Annotated in this window: 13 protein-coding genes and 1 pseudogene; 3 read left to right on the top strand and 11 right to left on the bottom strand. The window is 72.8% G+C overall.

Features of this window, described 5'->3' with window-relative positions; all coding sequences use genetic code 11:
• Window positions 1–75: 75 nt before the first annotated feature.
• The 7 genes from htpX to K4S16_RS15515 all read right to left on the bottom strand — a co-directional run bounded on the left by htpX (window position 76) and on the right by K4S16_RS15515 (window position 7,535).
• Window positions 76–930: a zinc metalloprotease HtpX gene (gene htpX / locus K4S16_RS15485; RefSeq protein ID WP_149259658.1), complete on the bottom strand. Its 855-nt coding sequence runs from the start codon at window positions 928–930 to the stop codon at window positions 76–78.
• A gap of 76 nt (window positions 931–1,006) precedes the next feature.
• Window positions 1,007–2,494: an NADH-quinone oxidoreductase subunit N gene (locus K4S16_RS15490; protein WP_149259659.1), complete on the bottom strand. Its 1,488-nt coding sequence runs from the start codon at window positions 2,492–2,494 to the stop codon at window positions 1,007–1,009.
• Window positions 2,494–4,002 (bottom strand): NADH-quinone oxidoreductase subunit M, encoded by a 1,509-nt coding sequence (locus K4S16_RS15495; RefSeq protein ID WP_308800795.1) that lies wholly within the window; start codon window positions 4,000–4,002, stop codon window positions 2,494–2,496. The genes K4S16_RS15490 and K4S16_RS15495 overlap by 1 nt, the downstream gene beginning before the upstream one ends.
• On the bottom strand, window positions 3,999–5,930 hold the full coding sequence (locus tag K4S16_RS15500) for an NADH-quinone oxidoreductase subunit L (RefSeq protein ID WP_149259660.1): 1,932 nt from the start codon (window positions 5,928–5,930) through the stop codon (window positions 3,999–4,001). Before K4S16_RS15500 ends, K4S16_RS15495 begins: the two co-directional genes overlap by 4 nt.
• Window positions 5,927–6,355 carry an NADH-quinone oxidoreductase subunit NuoK gene (gene nuoK / locus K4S16_RS46470; RefSeq protein ID WP_149259661.1) on the bottom strand — a complete coding sequence of 143 codons (429 nt, stop codon included), beginning with the start codon at window positions 6,353–6,355 and terminating at the stop codon, window positions 5,927–5,929. Before nuoK ends, K4S16_RS15500 begins: the two co-directional genes overlap by 4 nt.
• Entirely contained in the window at window positions 6,355–6,996 is a 642-nt protein-coding gene (locus tag K4S16_RS15510) for an NADH-quinone oxidoreductase subunit J (protein WP_149259662.1), read from the bottom strand. Before K4S16_RS15510 ends, nuoK begins: the two co-directional genes overlap by 1 nt.
• Window positions 6,993–7,535 (bottom strand): NADH-quinone oxidoreductase subunit I, encoded by a 543-nt coding sequence (locus tag K4S16_RS15515; protein ID WP_235036827.1) that lies wholly within the window; start codon window positions 7,533–7,535, stop codon window positions 6,993–6,995. The genes K4S16_RS15510 and K4S16_RS15515 overlap by 4 nt, the downstream gene beginning before the upstream one ends.
• Window positions 7,536–7,880: 345 nt before the next feature.
• Here K4S16_RS15515 and K4S16_RS15520 point away from each other — a divergent pair, with 345 nt between their 5' ends.
• Entirely contained in the window at window positions 7,881–8,477 is a 597-nt protein-coding gene (locus K4S16_RS15520; RefSeq protein WP_235036889.1) for a helix-hairpin-helix domain-containing protein, read from the top strand.
• A gap of 45 nt (window positions 8,478–8,522) precedes the next feature.
• On the opposite strand, the gene K4S16_RS15525 is transcribed toward K4S16_RS15520, so the two are convergent.
• The 4 genes and pseudogenes from K4S16_RS15525 to K4S16_RS15540 all read right to left on the bottom strand — a co-directional run bounded on the left by K4S16_RS15525 (window position 8,523) and on the right by K4S16_RS15540 (window position 11,596).
• Entirely contained in the window at window positions 8,523–9,476 is a 954-nt protein-coding gene (locus tag K4S16_RS15525; protein WP_149259664.1) for a complex I subunit 1 family protein, read from the bottom strand.
• The gene (locus tag K4S16_RS15530; RefSeq protein ID WP_235036828.1) at window positions 9,469–10,035 is read right to left on the bottom strand and encodes an NADH-quinone oxidoreductase subunit C; all 567 of its coding nucleotides are present in this window, start codon (window positions 10,033–10,035) and stop codon (window positions 9,469–9,471) included. Before K4S16_RS15530 ends, K4S16_RS15525 begins: the two co-directional genes overlap by 8 nt.
• Before the next feature lie 680 nt (window positions 10,036–10,715).
• Window positions 10,716–11,159: pseudogene (locus K4S16_RS46930) on the bottom strand (NADH-quinone oxidoreductase subunit B); the annotation flags it as partial.
• A gap of 65 nt (window positions 11,160–11,224) precedes the next feature.
• The gene (locus K4S16_RS15540) at window positions 11,225–11,596 is read right to left on the bottom strand and encodes an NADH-quinone oxidoreductase subunit A (protein ID WP_149259666.1); all 372 of its coding nucleotides are present in this window, start codon (window positions 11,594–11,596) and stop codon (window positions 11,225–11,227) included.
• 375 nt (window positions 11,597–11,971) lie between these two features.
• Between K4S16_RS15540 and K4S16_RS15545 the strand changes: the two genes are divergently transcribed.
• Both K4S16_RS15545 and K4S16_RS15550 read left to right on the top strand, forming a co-directional pair.
• The gene (locus K4S16_RS15545) at window positions 11,972–13,039 is read left to right on the top strand and encodes a hypothetical protein (RefSeq protein WP_235036829.1); all 1,068 of its coding nucleotides are present in this window, start codon (window positions 11,972–11,974) and stop codon (window positions 13,037–13,039) included.
• A 257-nt stretch (window positions 13,040–13,296) separates the two neighbouring features.
• Entirely contained in the window at window positions 13,297–15,012 is a 1,716-nt protein-coding gene (locus K4S16_RS15550; RefSeq protein WP_149259668.1) for a hypothetical protein, read from the top strand.
• Window positions 15,013–15,125 lie beyond the last annotated feature (113 nt).

Consider the following 15,125-nt stretch of genomic DNA (forward strand, 5'->3'; position numbering starts at 1 on the left):
CCCCATCCCCCGCAGAAGTGGCCGGCGCGCTCTTGTGTCTTATGACGCGGCCGCGTCCCGAGTGGTTCGGTCGAATCAGCGGCGGCCGGCCATGCGTTCCAGGCGGGCGATGCGGTCGGCGGTCGGGGGGTGGGTGGAGAAGAGCTTGCCGATGCCGGCGCCCTGGAAGGGGTTGGCGATCATCAGGGAGCTGGTGGTGGCGAGCTCGGGGTCCTGCGGGAGCGGCAGGGCTCGGGTGCCCGCGTCGATCTTGCGGAGGGCCGAGGCGAGGGCCAGCGGGTCGCCGGTGAGGCGGGCGCCGGCGGCGTCGGCGGAGTACTCGCGGGTGCGGCTGATCGCCATCTGGACGACGGCGGCGGCGACCGGGCCGAGGACGAGCATCAGGAGCGCGCCCAGGATGCCGGGGCCGTCGTCGTCCTCGGAGCGCCCGATCGGCAGGAAGATCGCCAGATGGGACAGGTACGTGATGACCGTGGCGATGGCGGCGGCCACGGAGGAGATGAGGATGTCCCGGTTGTAGACGTGGGACAGCTCGTGGCCGAGGACGGCGCGCAGTTCCCGCTCGTCCAGCATCTGGAGGATGCCGCGGGTGCAGCAGACGGCGGCGTTGCGCGGGTTGCGTCCGGTGGCGAACGCGTTGGGCTGGCGGGTCTCCGAGACGTACAGGCGCGGCATGGGCTGGCGGGCGGAGGTCGACAGCTCCCGGACGAGCCGGTAGAGCACCGGCGCCTCGACCTCGCCGACCGGGTGGGCCAGCATCGAGCGCAGCGCGATGCGGTCGCTGAAGAAGTACGCGACACCGTTGGTTCCGAGGGCTATGACCAGCGCGATCGCCAGGCCGGTGCTGCCGCCGAACGCCCAGCCGGCGACCAGCATCAACGCCGACAGTGCGGCGATCAGTGCTGCCGTCTTGACGCCGTTGAACTGCACCTGCGTCGCCTCCCCGTCGGTCCTGCCATGAACATCAACGGTTTGACCTGGGCGAACGTTCCCAAACGTGGACGGGTTACGTGGCCTGTCCGACCGTCTGCAGGACGATCTGCGGCGCGACCGACAGCACGACGGCGCCGGCCGCCGCGGCGGTGATCGCGACGCGGACGGCGGGGCCGGGGGCGGCGTCGTAGTCCTCGCCGGTGGCGGACGGGGTGAACAGGCGGACCGCCCAGGCGAGGTAGTAGTACAGCCCGATCACCGTGTTGATCGCCATCACGACGGCGAGCCAGGTGACGCCGCCGGCGAGGGTGGCGCGGAACACCACGACCTTCGCGAACAGCCCCATGACGCCGGGGGGCAGGCCGGCGAGGCAGATGAGGAAGAAGGCGAGGGCGGTGGCGACGGCGGGGCTGCGGCGGGCGAGGCCGCGGTAGTCGTCGAGGGTGTCCCGGCGTCCGGTGGCGGTGCCGCGGCGGGAGAAGCCGATCACGACGGCGAACGCGCCGATGTTCATGACGGCGTAGAGGGCGACGTAGGCCGTGGTGGCGGCGACGGCCTCGGGGAGGCGGTGCGAGCCGACCGCGAGCGGGGCGAGCATGTAGCCGGACTGGGCGACGGACGACCAGGCGAGCAGGCGGATCGCGGTCCGCTGGCGGAGCGCGGCGAGGTTCCCGAGCGTCATGGTGAGCGCTGCGAGGACGGCGATGACGGGCCCCCACACGTGGCCGTAGGCGGGCAGGCCCAGGGCGAGGACGATCGCGAGCCCGGCGAACCCGGCGGCCTTGGACACCACGGCGAGGAAGGCGGCGACGGGCAGCGGGGAGCCCTGGTAGACGTCCGGGGCCCAGAAGTGGAACGGGACGGCGGCGACCTTGAACGCGAACCCGGCGAGGACGAGCACCGAGCCGAGCCCGGCGACGGGGTCGAGGTCGGCGGGCAGCCGGGACAGGGCGGGGGCGATCCGGTCCAGGTGCATGGCGCCGGTCGCGCCGTACACGAGGCTGATCCCGAACAGCATGACCGCGGTGGAGACGACGGAGACCAGGAAGAGCTTGAGCGCGGCCTCGGACGCCGTCCCGTCGTAGCGGCGCAGCGCGGCCAGCGCGAACACCGGGAGGGAGAGGGTCTCCAGCGCGACGAGCAGGAGGACGAGGTCGCGGGCGGCGACCAGGGAGAGGGCTCCTATGACGGCCGAGAGGAGGAGGAAGTGGTACTCCCCGACCGGGATCTTCGAGTCGGTGATCTCCTGGAGGGACAGCAGCACGACGATCACGGCGGCGCCGAGGATGATCCCCTGGAAGAGCAGGGTGAAGTCGTCCGCGACGTAGGAGCAGGAGGCGGGGCCGCCCGAGCGCAGGCCGTCCGGCAGGCAGAAGGTGGCGCGGCGGTCCCCGGCGGCCAGCGCGACCACGGCGGCCAGCGCCGCGGCGAGGGACCCGCCGGACAGCAGGGTCAGGACGCGGCGGGGCGCGTCGAAGGCGTCGGCGAGCAGCAGCCCGATCGCGGCGACGGCGAGGACCAGCGGCGGCGCGATCGCCGCGTAGTCGATGCTCTGGATCATCAGCCGCCTCCGAACAGCGCGCGGACCGGACCCGTGGTCACGTCCAGCAGGGTCTTCGGCCAGAGGCCGACCAGCAGCGTCAGCGCGATCAGCGGCACCCAGGCGGCGTACTCCTGGAGGGAGACCGGCGCGACCGGGCCGCGCGGCACGGCGACGCCGTCGGACGGCCCGTGGGTGAGCTTGGCGAGCATCCGCAGGAAGTAGGCGGCGGTCAGGACGGTGCCGAGCGCGGCGACGGCCATGAACGTCACGAACGTCTCGCGGGGCAGGGATGCGTGCGGGCGGTACGCGCCGATCAGCGCGAGCACCTCGCCCCAGAACCCGGCCAGCCCGGGCAGCCCGAGGGACGCGACGGACGCGAAGGTCAGGATCGAGGCCAGCCGCGGGGACGTGCTGAGCATGCCGCCGCCGATGGCGTTCATGTCGCCGGTGCCCCAGCGCTCCTTGACCGAGCCCGCGAGGAAGAACAGCAGGCCGGTGATGAGGCCGTGCGCGATGTTGCCGAACAGGGCGGCGTTGACGCCGACGGGGGTGAGGGTCGCGATGCCGAGCAGGACGAACCCCATGTGCCCGACGGACGAGTAGGCGATCATCCGTTTGAGGTCGCGCTGGGCGAGGCAGGCGAGGGCGCCGTAGACGATCCCGATGACGGCGAGGAGGCCGAGCCACGGCGCCCAGACCTGCGCGCCGTCCGGGGCGAGCGGCAGCGCGACGCGGACCAGGCCGTAGGTGCCCATCTTCAGCAGCACGCCGGCCAGCAGGACGGACCCGACCGTCGGGGCCTCGGTGTGCGCGTCCGGCAGCCAGGTGTGCAGCGGCCACATCGGCGCCTTGACCGCGAACCCGATTCCCATCAGGGCGAACGCGGTGACCTGGAGGCCGTGCGACAGGCCGGACCCGTGCCGGGCGGCCAGGTCGGTCATGTCGAGCGTGCCGGCCTCGGCGCCGACGAGCAGCATCCCGGCGAGCAGGAGCCCGGAGCCGAGCAGCGTGTAGAGGATGAACTTGGTGGCGGCGGCGCGGCGCCCCGTCCCGCCCCACAGCATGATCACCACGTACATGGGGACGAGGACGGTCTCGAAGAAGACGAAGAACAGCACGAGGTCGAGCGCGACGAACGTGCCGAGCATCCCGACCTCCAGGACGAGCAGCAGCGCGGTCAGCAGCCGGATCCGGCCGCCTTCCGGCGGGTGCCGCAGCGTGTAGAGGAAGCACAGGAACGTCAGCAGGGCGGTCAGCACGACGAGCGGCAGGGAGATCCCGTCCACGCCGAGGTGGAACCGCAGGCCGATGGCGGGCGCCCAGGGCCGGTCGACCTCCAGCTGCATGCGGGACGTGTCGCCGAAGTCGAACGCCGTCGCCGCCGACACCGCGACGAGGAGGGTCGCGGCGGACACGGCCGTCCCGAACGCGCGGACGGCGAATCCGGTGCGCAGGAACCGGTCCGCCGGGACGAGCATGGCGAGCGCCCCGAGCAGCGGGATCGCCATCATCAGCACGAAGATCACTGGAAGATCACCACCGCGGCCGCGATGACGGCGACACCGGCGAGCAGGCCGGTGAGGTAGGTCTGGGGGTTTCCGTTCTGGACGAACCTGACCAGGCCGCCGAGCCTGCTCGTGGCCCTTCCGGTGCCGACGACGGCCCCGTCCACGCGTCTCTGGTCGAAGATGACGACGTGCCGCGCCAGCGTCTGGACGGGCCGGACGATGACCGCCGTGTAGAGCTCGTCCACGAAGAAGGCCCGCGCGAAGACGGTGCGGACCGGGCCGAGCGCCCGCGCGGGGTCCAGAGCCGGGTCGCGGTTCCACACGAGGAACGCGCCTCCGGCGCCGGCGGCGAGGAGCAGGATGCTGAGCACCGAGGCCCCGAACTGGGGACGCAGCTCCGACGCCCCGAGCCCGAAGAACCCGAGAATCGCGGCGGGGACGGCCAGCGCCGCCACGGTCCACGACATGAAGCGCGACGGGTCGCGCACCTCGTACGGTCCGCGACGTTCACCGAAGAACGTCATCAACCACGCGCGCATCGCATAGGCGGCCGTCAGGACGACCGTGACGAGCAACCCCAGGTAGACCAGCCACGCGATCCCGCCCGACACACTGATCGAGTTGGGCCCTGCGCCAGGGGCCTGTGAGAGGGGCGCGTAGGAGAACCAGCCGGCCGTCTCGATCTCGCCGCCGTGCAGGGCCGCGTGCTGGGCGGCCTCGATGACGGCGTCCTTGCTGAACCATCCGCTGAACGGCGGGACGCCCGCGAGGGCGGCGAAACCCACGGTCATCGACCAGAACGTGAGGGGCATGCCGCGCCGGAGCCCGCCGTACTGGGCGAGCAGGTTCGACCCGGCGGTCACGATCACGCAGCCGGCGGCGAGGAACAGCAGCGCCTTGAACGCCGCGTGCGTCAGCAGGTGGAAGACCGCCGCCGACCGCGCGCCCACCGCGAGCCCGGCGGCCATGACGGCGAGCTGGCTGATGGTCGAGTACGCCAGGACGCGCTTCAGGTCGTCCTGCGCGAGGGCCGCGCACGCCGAGCCGACCATGGAGACCACGGCGATGACGCCCAGCACGGCGAGCGCGGACGGGGCCACGAGGAACACCCCGTACAGGCGCGCCACGACGTAGATCCCGGCCGCGACCATCGTCGCCGCATGGATGAGGGCGCTGATCGGCGTGGGGCCCGCCATCGCGTCCGGGAGCCAGGTGTGCAGCGGGAACTGGGCGCTCTTGCCCGCGACCCCGGCGAGCAGCAGCAGCGCGGCCGCCGTCGCCGTCGTCTGCGGGAGCTCGCCCGCCGTCCGGACGATCCGGTCGATCTGGAACGTCCCGGCGCCCACGCCGAGGACGATCACGCCGATGAGGAAGCCGACGTCGCCGAGCCGCGTGACGAGGAACGCCTTGACCGCCGCCCGCGAGTTGGCCCGGTCCTCCCAGTGGTGGCCGATCAGGAAGTACGAGCAGATGCCCATGACCTCCCAGCCGACGTACAGGACGAGGAGGTCGCCGGAGTAGACGACCAGCAGCATCGCGGACGTGAACAGCGAGATGAACGCGGCGTAGGACGAGTACCGCCGGTCCCCCGACATGTACGCGACCGAGTACACCTGGACGGCCAGCGCCACGCAGCAGACCATGAGCCCGACGACCGCGGCGAGGCCGTCCACCTGGAGCCCGACGCTGATCGGCACCGAGCCGGTGTCGACCAGCGCGAGCGCGCCGGTGCGCTCGCCCGGGTCCCGCCAGACGACGAACGCGACGATCGCCGACAGGACGAGCGACACCGCGACCGGCGCGCAGGCGATCAGCGCCGGGCCGTTGCGCAGCGGCGAGCCCGCGGGGGTGCCGCGCAGCACCCGGGTCAGGGACGGGCCGAACAGCATCCCGGCGAAGGCGGCGAGGAAGGGCAGCAGCGCGACGAGCGACGCGAGCCAGATCACGGCGACGCCTCCTCGCGCTCGGGTTGCGGTCCGGGTTCGTCCCCTCGTCCGGCGGCTCCGTGGTCTACGGGTCCGCGTCGGGCCAGAGCGGGGCTCGCGGAATCCGCGGGCTCCTCGGGGTTCTCGGAGAGGGTGCGCAGCCGGTCTACGTCGATCATCTGGCGGTTGCGGAACACCAGCAGCACGATCGCGAGGCCGAGCCCGACCTCGGCCGCGGCGATCACGATGGTGAACAGCGTGAGGACCTGGCCGCCGTGCAGGCGGTCGCGGTACCAGACGTCGAACGTGACGAGGTTGAGGTTCACCGCGTTCAGCATCAGCTCGACCGACATCAGGACGAGGATCGCGTTGCGGCGCGCCAGCACCCCGTACACGCCGACGGAGAACAGCAGGGCGGCGACGACCGTCGGGTAGGCGAGATGCATCAGGCGCCGCCCTTCCCGTCCGGCGTCGCCGCGGGCTCCGCACCGGGCTTCGCGCCGGATTCCGCCCCGGGTTTCGCGCCGGGTTCCGCGCCGGGCTTCGCCTTCCGCTTCGCGCGGGGCTTCCCGCCGGCGGCGGGACGGGCCCGGATGTCCGACCGCGAGAGGACGATCGCGCCGACCAGTGAGGCCAGCAGCAGCACCGACAGGACCTCGAACGGCAGCACCCACGTCCGGAACACCGCGCCGCCGAGCTCGTCCGCCGATCCGCCGCCCGCGCGCAGCGGCATCCGCGCGTCGCCGAACCCCATGACCATCACCGCGACCAGGACGGCGGCGGTGCCGGCGGCGACGGCCAGCGCGGCCCACCGGTTCCCGGAGTCGAGGTCGGCGGACTCCCCGATCGGCGCGCGCGTCAGCATGATCCCGAACAGCAGCAGCACCACGATGGCGCCGACGTAGATGAGGACCTGCACCCAGGCGACGAACTCCGCGGTGAGGACGAGGTAGCCGCCGGCGAGCGCGCCGAACGACACCACCAGCCACAGCGCCGCGTGAACGAGTTGCCGCGTCGTCACCACGAGGACCGCGGACCCGACCGCCACCACGCCGAGCAGCGCGAACACGATCTCCTGGCCGCTCATGCGCGCGCCCCGGGCGGGGGCCGGCGGGCGGCCCGCGCGGCGGCCTTCTCCGCCGCGGCCACTTCCTTCGGCGGCTCGGCGGCCGGGTCGTGGGCCTGCGGCGGCGGGACGGTCCACATCCACTCCCGCAGGCGCTCCTTCTCGTGGGTCAGCTCGGCGATGTCGTACTCGGCGTACTCGAACTCCGGCGACCAGAACAGCGCGTCGAACGGGCACACCTCGATGCAGATGCCGCAGTACATGCACAGCGCGAAGTCGATCGCGAACCGGTCGAGGACGTTGCGCGTCCGGGGACGCCCGCCGCCCTCGGCCGGGAGCGTCTCCTTGTGCGAATCGATGTAGATGCACCAGTCGGGGCACTCGCGGGCGCAGAGCATGCACACCGTGCAGTTCTCCTCGAACAGCGCGATGACGCCCCTGCTGCGCGGCGGCAGGTCCGGTTGCACTTCGGGGTACTGGCGCGTTATGGACCGCCGCGTCATCGTCCGCAACGTGACCGCCAGCCCCTTGGCCAGCCCGCCTCCTGGTAGCCGTCCCACGCGCCCCATGATTGCGCACGATCGGCGCGGGGGGAACGCGGCGGGTTCCGCGTTCGTCCAACGAGGTATAGGTCGTGTGCTGATGAGCTGGTTTGCGGCCGGGGAGGGCATGTGAGTCATCACGCGGACCGCCCGCACGACCCGGAGCCCGGTCACCGCCCCGGTCCGGCGTCCGACCGCGCCCGTCCCGCGCACCGGCACCCGCCGCGGCCTCGGCAGAAGCCGCGCACCCCACCCGGCTGGAGTCCCCCGTACCCCGGGCCGCCGGTGCCTCCGCAGCCGCCCTATCCGCCGCCCATTCCGGCACCGACCCCGGAGACGGCCCGAGGTTTCGTTTGGGCCTGCGTGCCCTTCCTCACTCTCGGCTACGGGACGCCGGTCTCGTTCCTGTACGCGGCCGTCCGGCGTCGGTCGCCGGGGCTCGCGGTCACCGCCGCCGGGTACGGCGCCGGGTCGGCCGCCGTACTGATGATGCTCCAGTCCGGCCAGCTGTTCCTCACCGCACTCGGCGTGTTCGCGGCGATCCTGCTGTGGATCGCCGGTACGGGGCACGCGATCGCCCTCCGGACGTCCGTCTTCCCCCGGGAGGTCCCCCGCCACCGGCTCAACGAGCACGCGGTCGAGGTCGCCAAGTACCGCCGGTCGCTGCGGGAGGAGGCCCGCGCACTCGCCGCCGAGGACCCGGCGCTCGCCCGCGAGCTGCGCATCGGCCGCCCGGACATGCCGCGCACCTACGACGACGGCGGCCTCGTGGACGTCAACCACGCGTCCCGCGAGATCATCGAGGCGCTGCCCGGCGCGACCCCGGAGATCGCAGACCGGATCGTCCGCCGCCGCGAGCAGACGGGCGGGTTCGTCTCGGCCGAGGAGATGGCCGTCGACGCCGACGTCCCGCCGGACGTCCTCCCGCTGATGGCCGACTTCACGATCTTCCTCAGGTGACGCCGGGGCCGACGAGGCTGCGAGGGCTACCGGGGCCGATGGCGCTCAGAGGGCGACCTTGAGGACGCCGGTCAGCGCGAGCTGGGCGAGCGACAGCGGGACGAGCCACGCCCAAGCGAGCTTCTGCAACTGGTCCTCGCGCATGCGCGGATAGCTGACCCGCAGCCAGATCACGCAGAACGCCAGCACGCCGGCCTTCAGCAGCGTCCAGAGCCAGCCCAGCTCGGTGTTCAGGAACGGGCCCTTCCAGCCGCCGAGGAACAGCACGGCCGTCAGCGCGCACAGCACGACGATCCCGGCGTACTCGGCCAGGATGAACAGCGCGAACCGCAGCCCGCCGTACTCCGTGTACGGGCCGAAGATGATCTCCGAGTCGGCCACCGGCATGTCGAACGGCGGCCGCCGCAGCTCCGCCAGGCCCGCGACGAAGAACACCACGCCGCCGACCGCCTGCCACGGCAGCCACCACCAGCGCCACTCCTCCACGACGCCCTGCAGCGACAGCGTCCCCGCCGCCATCGCCACCGACGACGCCGCGAACACCATCGGCAGCTCGTAGGACATCAGCTGCGCGGCGACCCGCATCCCGCCGAGCAGCGAGTACTTGTTCGCGCTCGCCCAGCCCGCCATGATCGCGCCGATCACGCCGACGCCCATCACGGCGAGGGCGAAGAACACCCCGGGACCGAGGTCGAGCGCGACCTGCCCGCCCGGCCCGACCGGGACCACGAGCAGCACGAGCAGGTACGGCACGATCGCGACGCCCGGCGCCAGCTTGAACACCCACCGGTCGGCGTCGCGCGGGACCACGTCCTCCTTCTGCGCGAACTTGACCCCGTCGGCGACGAGCTGCGCCCAGCCGTGGAAGCCGCCCGCGTACATCGGGCCGAGGCGGCCCTGCATGTGCGCCATCACCTTGTGCTCGGCCTGCCCCACCAGCAGCGGGAGCACCGCGAACGCGCCCGCGACCAGCACCAGCTTGACCACGACCTCAAGCATTCGGACCCCAGCCCTCCGGGACGCCGGGCGGGCGGACGCGGCGGCGGCTCGGCGCGCCGTGCCCCGACTCGCCCGGTTCCTTCGCACCCGGCCACGGCTTGGCGACGCGGGCGGCGAGCACGAAGTCCTTGCGGAGCGGATGGCCCTCGAAGCCCTCCGGCAGCAGCAGCGGGACGAGGTTCGGGTGGCCCTCGAAGAGGATGCCGAACATCTCCGACGTCTCCCGCTCGTGCCACGCGGCGCCCCGGTAGACGCCCGTCGCGGTCGCCAGCACGGGCGCGCGCTTGGAGACGCGCGTGCGGATCAGCAGATGGTGGCGGCGCTCCAGCGAGTAGACGTGGACGACGACCGCGAAGCCGTCCTCCATCTCGTCCACGCCGGTCAGCCAGTCGAAGAACCCGCAGGACAGCTCGTCGCGCGCGAATGTGAGCGCGTCGATCCAGTGCTCGGGCGGCACCCCGACGGCCAGGCCGCCGTGCGTCTCCTCGCTGGTGATCTCGTCGCCGAAGCGGGCCGTCCAGGCGTCCATGAGTTCCGCCGCGAGGGATTCGGAGCTCATCGGTCACGTCCGATCTGGTCGTCGTGCTCGTCGTCGACCAGGCCGGGGATGATCGAAGGATCGTGCTCCGGGTTCACGCCCCCGCCCTCGGGCGCGGTGGCGTGCTCGTCCTCGGGCATGTGGACGGGCTGCGTCGTGTCCGTCGGCAGGACGGGCGGCGTCTCGGGCTCGGGCTCGGTCTCGGTCTCGCCCAGGTTCCGGACGGGCTGCGTGACGTCGGCCGGCCCGACGGCCTCCGGCTCGGGTTCCGCGGGCGGCTCCGCATCGCCGAGATGTCCGACCGGCTGGGTGACGTCGGTCGGTTCGACGGGCGGCGCCTGGGGCTCGGGCCTCCCCGGGGCCTCGGCATCGTCGAGGTGCCGGACGGGCTGGGTCGTGTCCGTCGGCCGGGCGGCCGGCGCCTGCGGCTCCGGCTCGGCCGGAGGTTCGGCCTCGCCCAGATGCGGGACGGGCAGCGTCTCGTTCTCCGCGGCCTCGTGCCCCACCGCTTCCGGCTGCACCGCCTCGTCCTCCGCCCCCTCCTCCGGTGCGCTGTTCCAGTGCTCGAAGGTCTCGTGCTGGTCGGGCGGGGGCGGCGGCTGGAGCGGGCGGCGCAGGACGGTCGCCGTGAGCGGGCGCGGCGCGGGCGGCGGGGCCACGGGCTCGCGGTCGGCGCCGTCCCCGCCGTAGCGGTCGCCGAGCGACTCGGCCGCGATCTTCTCCTGGAGGTGGACGATGCCGTGCAGCAGCGCCTCCGGGCGGGGCGGGCAGCCGGGCACGTAGACGTCCACGGGGATGATCTGGTCGACGCCCTTGGTCACGCAGTAGGAGTCCCAGTACGGGCCGCCGCAGTTGGAGCAGGCGCCGAAGGAGATGACGTACTTGGGTTCGGGCATCTGCTCGTAGAGGCGGCGCACGGCCGGGGCCATCTTGTCGCTGACGGTCCCGGAGACGACCATCAGGTCGGCCTGCCGCGGGCCGGGGGCGAACGGGATGACGCCGAGCCGGATGAAGTCGTGCCGGCTCATCGACGTCGCGATGAACTCGATGGCGCAGCAGGCCAGCCCGAAGTTGAACACCCAGAGCGAGTAGCGGCGGCCCCAGTTGAGCACGAACCTGATCGGCTTGGGCGCGAGCCGCGACAGCGGCCCGACGCTCGGCGGGGGTAGATCGATGGTGCCCACACCGCCATTGTTACAGCGCCCGGCGGTCAGACCCAGGACAGGACGCCCTTCTTGCCCGCGTATGCGAGCCCCGTGGCGAGGAACGCCAGGAAGACGAACATCTCGCCGAGCGTCGTCGCGCCGTAGCCGGGGTCCGAGAAGACGGTCGCCCAGGGGAACAGGAAGACCGCGTCCACCGCGAACACCACGTACAGGTAGCCGAAGACGTAATAGCGCACGTAGGAGTGGGCCCAGCCCTCACCGACCGGATCGACGCCGCACTCGTACGTGGTCAGCTTCTCGACCGTGGGACGATGGGGACGCAGCAGCCGGTTCGCCGCGAGCGCTCCCCCGACGATCCCGGCGCCCACGAGGAGCAGCACGACCACGACGACATATGTGTCGAAATAGTTATGCACCAGATCCTCCTCGCGTGCGTCACATCAAGTATCTCGCGGAGCAGCCAGTATCTCGCGGAGCAGCATCGAGCTATGTGACGTCGTACCTCCACACCAGGGGGATCACAATGTCATGGTCTTGCTGCACACTAGGTTCGCATGGGTCAGTTTGACCTGGAAGGACGTGACCGGATGAGCAACCCCCCTCCTCCCCCGGGCTGGGAATCCCCGGGCGGGGCCTCCTGGCCGCCTCCGCCGCCGCCAGCGGGCCCGGGCGGGCCCGGTCCCGGCGGGCCCGGCGGCCCGGGCGGGGCTCCGCCGCCCGGCGGCTTCGGTGGTCCCGGAACCCCGCCTCCCTTCTTCCCGCCGCCCCCCGGCGCCCCGATGGGCCCCCCGATGCCGCCGCCGAGGCGCGGCGGTGGCGGCGGCCTGGTGATCGGCCTCGTCGGCGGCGGCGTCGCCCTGCTGGTGATCATCGCGATCGTGGTGTTCGTGGTGGCCAAGGGCGGCGGCAAGTCCCCCGAGGAGAAGCTGACCGCGGCCGCCTCCGACATGGACTCCGCCCGCGCGGTCGCGCTGAAGGGCACGTTCGGGGGCAGCGAGACGCTGCGCGGCGAGCTGAACGTCACCAAGGGCGGCCGCGCGATGGGGCCCGTCACCTGGAACAGCGACCAGGTCACCGTGCTGTCGGCCGACGGCAAGCTGTTCGTGAAGGGCGACAAGTCGTACTGGACGCGGCAGATCTCCTCCACCGACGACCCGTACTACCTCACCTCGGGTGAGCAGTGGGGCCGCCTGAGCGCGGACGAGCTCGACCTCGACTTCAAGGAGCAGCTGTCCCCGACGGCGCTGGCGAGCAAGATCCGCTCGGCCCGGCTGTCGCGGGTCAAGCCGATCGAGACGACGTGGATGGGCAAGAAGGCCCTCAAGTTCAGCACCTTCTCCTCCACCCTCTACATCACCGACGAGGACGACGCGAAGCTGCTGCGCTACGAGGCGACCACGCCGCGCGTGGCGGTCGACGTCACCCCGAAGGACTCCAGCGACGCCTCGTCCATCATCTCGGACATGCGCACGAGCATGGGCGAGCTGAAGGACTCCTTCAACGGCTCGGCCCGGCCCACGGTCGACGAGTGGAAGAAGGGCGGCTGCAACGGCAACTCGGGCTGCACGGTCGAGGCCAAGATCCGGCCGCCGTACGACGCGGAGAAGCCCGTCTCCATCGACGTCCGGTTCCGGCTCACGGCCGGCACGCTGACCGGCCGCGACCTCGGCAACTGCACCACCCGCATCACGATCACGAGCACCCTCGCCCAGTGGGCGAGCTGCCGGGTCGTCAGCAGCGCGTGGACGAGCTGGGCCAAGGCCACCGGCGGCACCTTCTTCAAGCACGCCGAGTACAAGGTGATCGGCGCCACCTCGGCCGAGGTGTCCGCCCTGCAGAACGGCCTCGACAGCGAATGACGCCGCAGGTGAGGCGCATCGCGCGCTGAGCCGCGGCCGCAAGGGTGCCCGGCGGCGCCCTCCTCTTCCGGGGGGAGGCGCCGCCGGGCACCCTTATGCTCTTTGTGGACGGCCCCTCCAGGGCCCGGCGGCCGCCCCCATCCCCCGGAACGTTCCCGAGCCCGTCGGTGCCCAGCGGGGGACGCCTCCTACCCCTTGCTTTGTGTCTGACGGTCGGGCCGAAACCGGGCCCCGGAAGTGAGCAGAGTGAGCCCCGAGTGAGCGTTGACAAGGACGAGCCGTCACCGACGGCCTCTTCCCGACCCCCGTCCCCGGACGGTCCCGGGACGGCCGCCCCCCGCCCGGACGCCCGCCCCCGCCAGGGCGGCCCCGTCCAGGAGGGGCCCCACCCCGGAGACGTCCGCGTCGCCGGCGGCCAGGCCCCGCCGGGCGCGGCCTCCACCACGGATCCGGGCACGGGGCCACAGGCGGCGCCGGCCCCCGCGGCTCCCTCCGGTTCGGACCCGGGCGCGACCCCGACCGACCCGCACGGCACGCCCACCCTCGTCCCGCCCGGCGCGGACTCCGCCCTCCCGCCCGGCGTGGTCCCCATGGTCCCCGTGATGCAGCCCGGCGCGGCGTCCCCCTCCCCGCCCGCGGCGCCCTCCGGTCCGGGCTTCGGTCCGCCGCCCGGTGCGGGCGGCCCCGTCCCGCCTGACTCGGGCTTTCCGGGCGCGGCGTTCCCGCAGGGCGGCCCCGTCCCGCCGGGCTCTCCCCGGCCTGGCCAGAAGCGCAAGCCTCGGGGGCGGCGAGTGGTGGTCGTCGCCGGGGCGGCGGCCGCCGTGGTCGTCGTCGGCGCGGTGACGGCCGTGGCGCTCACCGGAGGCGAGGAGTCCGCGAAGAAGAAGCCGAAGCCGACCGCGTCGGCCGCGCCTCCCGCGTGGACGATCGCGGCGGGCCGCGACCTCACCTCCGGGACGGGCCTGCGCTACGACGGCACCGTGACGGTCAACGGGCAGCCCGTCCAGGCGCACCTGCGCGTGACGCCCGCGGGGGCGGCGACCGGCACGCTCACCGGGGGCGTGCTGACGGCGGAGGTCGTCGCGGTCGGCGGCGTCACCTACCTCAAGGCAGGGACGTCGTTCTGGCAGACCTACGCGAGCGGCGTCGCGCATCCGGAGTACTACGCGGGGCGCTGGTCCAAGGCGCCCGCGTCGGTGCCCGGCTTCGACGTCCCGGACGTCCTCGGGCCCAAGGCGATCGCGAAAGCGCTGGCCAAGGCTCCCGCGAAGCCGCCCACGGAGGACGTGAACGGCGTCCGCGCCTTCAGGGTGAAGACGTCCGACGCGGAGTACGTGCTCACAGCGGCCGCCCCCTACCGGCTACTGGCGGTGCGGCCGAGCGGGCAGGCGGGGCCGCGCTTCACCGCCGCGCCCGTCGCGGCCCCGGCCACGCTGTTCGCCGAGCTGCGCCCGCGCGTGGCCAGGCTCGGCGGGGCGTCCGATCCCGGCCTGCGCTTCACGCCGGGGACGCTGACGTTCAGCAACTGCGACCAGAACACCAGCGGCTGCACGGTGAGCATGCCCGCCACGCTCACCGAGCCCGCGACGGTGCCGGACGGCGCGCGCGCGGCGCTGCGGGCGGCGATCTCGTCGAAGGGCGAGCCGCTCGGGACCTGCACCGGGTCGGGACCGGTCCCGGCCAACCGTTCGCTGGTTCTGCGTTGCACCGTGACGAGCAAACTGTGGCGGCACTGGATGCGCGCCGCCCTCGACAACCCCGGCTCCTACCCGTACGAGGCGAAGGCGCGCGTCGTCGGCGAGGCGCTGGACGTCGCCGACGTGCCGAAACTCCTCGCCCGCGTCGACAAGGAGCGCAAGGCGGTCATGAAGGCCGTCACCGCCACGCCGGGCCCGGCGGTGTCGGGGGAGCCGTCCGTCAAGCACTCGGAGGGGCCAGAAGTCGCCACATCCCAGACACCAGGGACACCGTGAACCCCACCTTCAGGGGCGGTGCGGTCGAACGGGATTCCGGCTGTCTACACTTCGGGTCGTGAACTCCACGCCTCTGGGGAGCGAATGCTCCTCGACGAGTCCCGCGCGGCTGC

The sequence above is a fragment of the Actinomadura sp. K4S16 genome (assembly GCF_008327685.1).
In the GTDB taxonomy this organism is placed as follows: Bacteria; Actinomycetota; Actinomycetes; order Streptosporangiales; family Streptosporangiaceae; genus Spirillospora.

Coding starts and splice junctions, on each gene's coding strand:
- K4S16_RS15490 (WP_149259659.1), bottom strand. CDS start 2,494: ATGATCCAGAGCATCGACTACGCGGCGATCGCGCCGCCGCTGGTCCTC.
- nuoK (WP_149259661.1), bottom strand. CDS start 6,355: ATGCATCTCGCCTACCCGACGGTCGTCGCCGCCCTGCTGTTCTCCGTC.
- K4S16_RS15510 (WP_149259662.1), bottom strand. CDS start 6,996: ATGAGCGGCCAGGAGATCGTGTTCGCGCTGCTCGGCGTGGTGGCGGTC.
- K4S16_RS15525 (WP_149259664.1), bottom strand. CDS start 9,476: ATGCTTGAGGTCGTGGTCAAGCTGGTGCTGGTCGCGGGCGCGTTCGCG.
- K4S16_RS15530 (WP_235036828.1), bottom strand. CDS start 10,035: ATGAGCTCCGAATCCCTCGCGGCGGAACTCATGGACGCCTGGACGGCC.
- K4S16_RS15545 (WP_235036829.1), top strand. CDS start 11,972: ATGCCGCCGCCGAGGCGCGGCGGTGGCGGCGGCCTGGTGATCGGCCTC.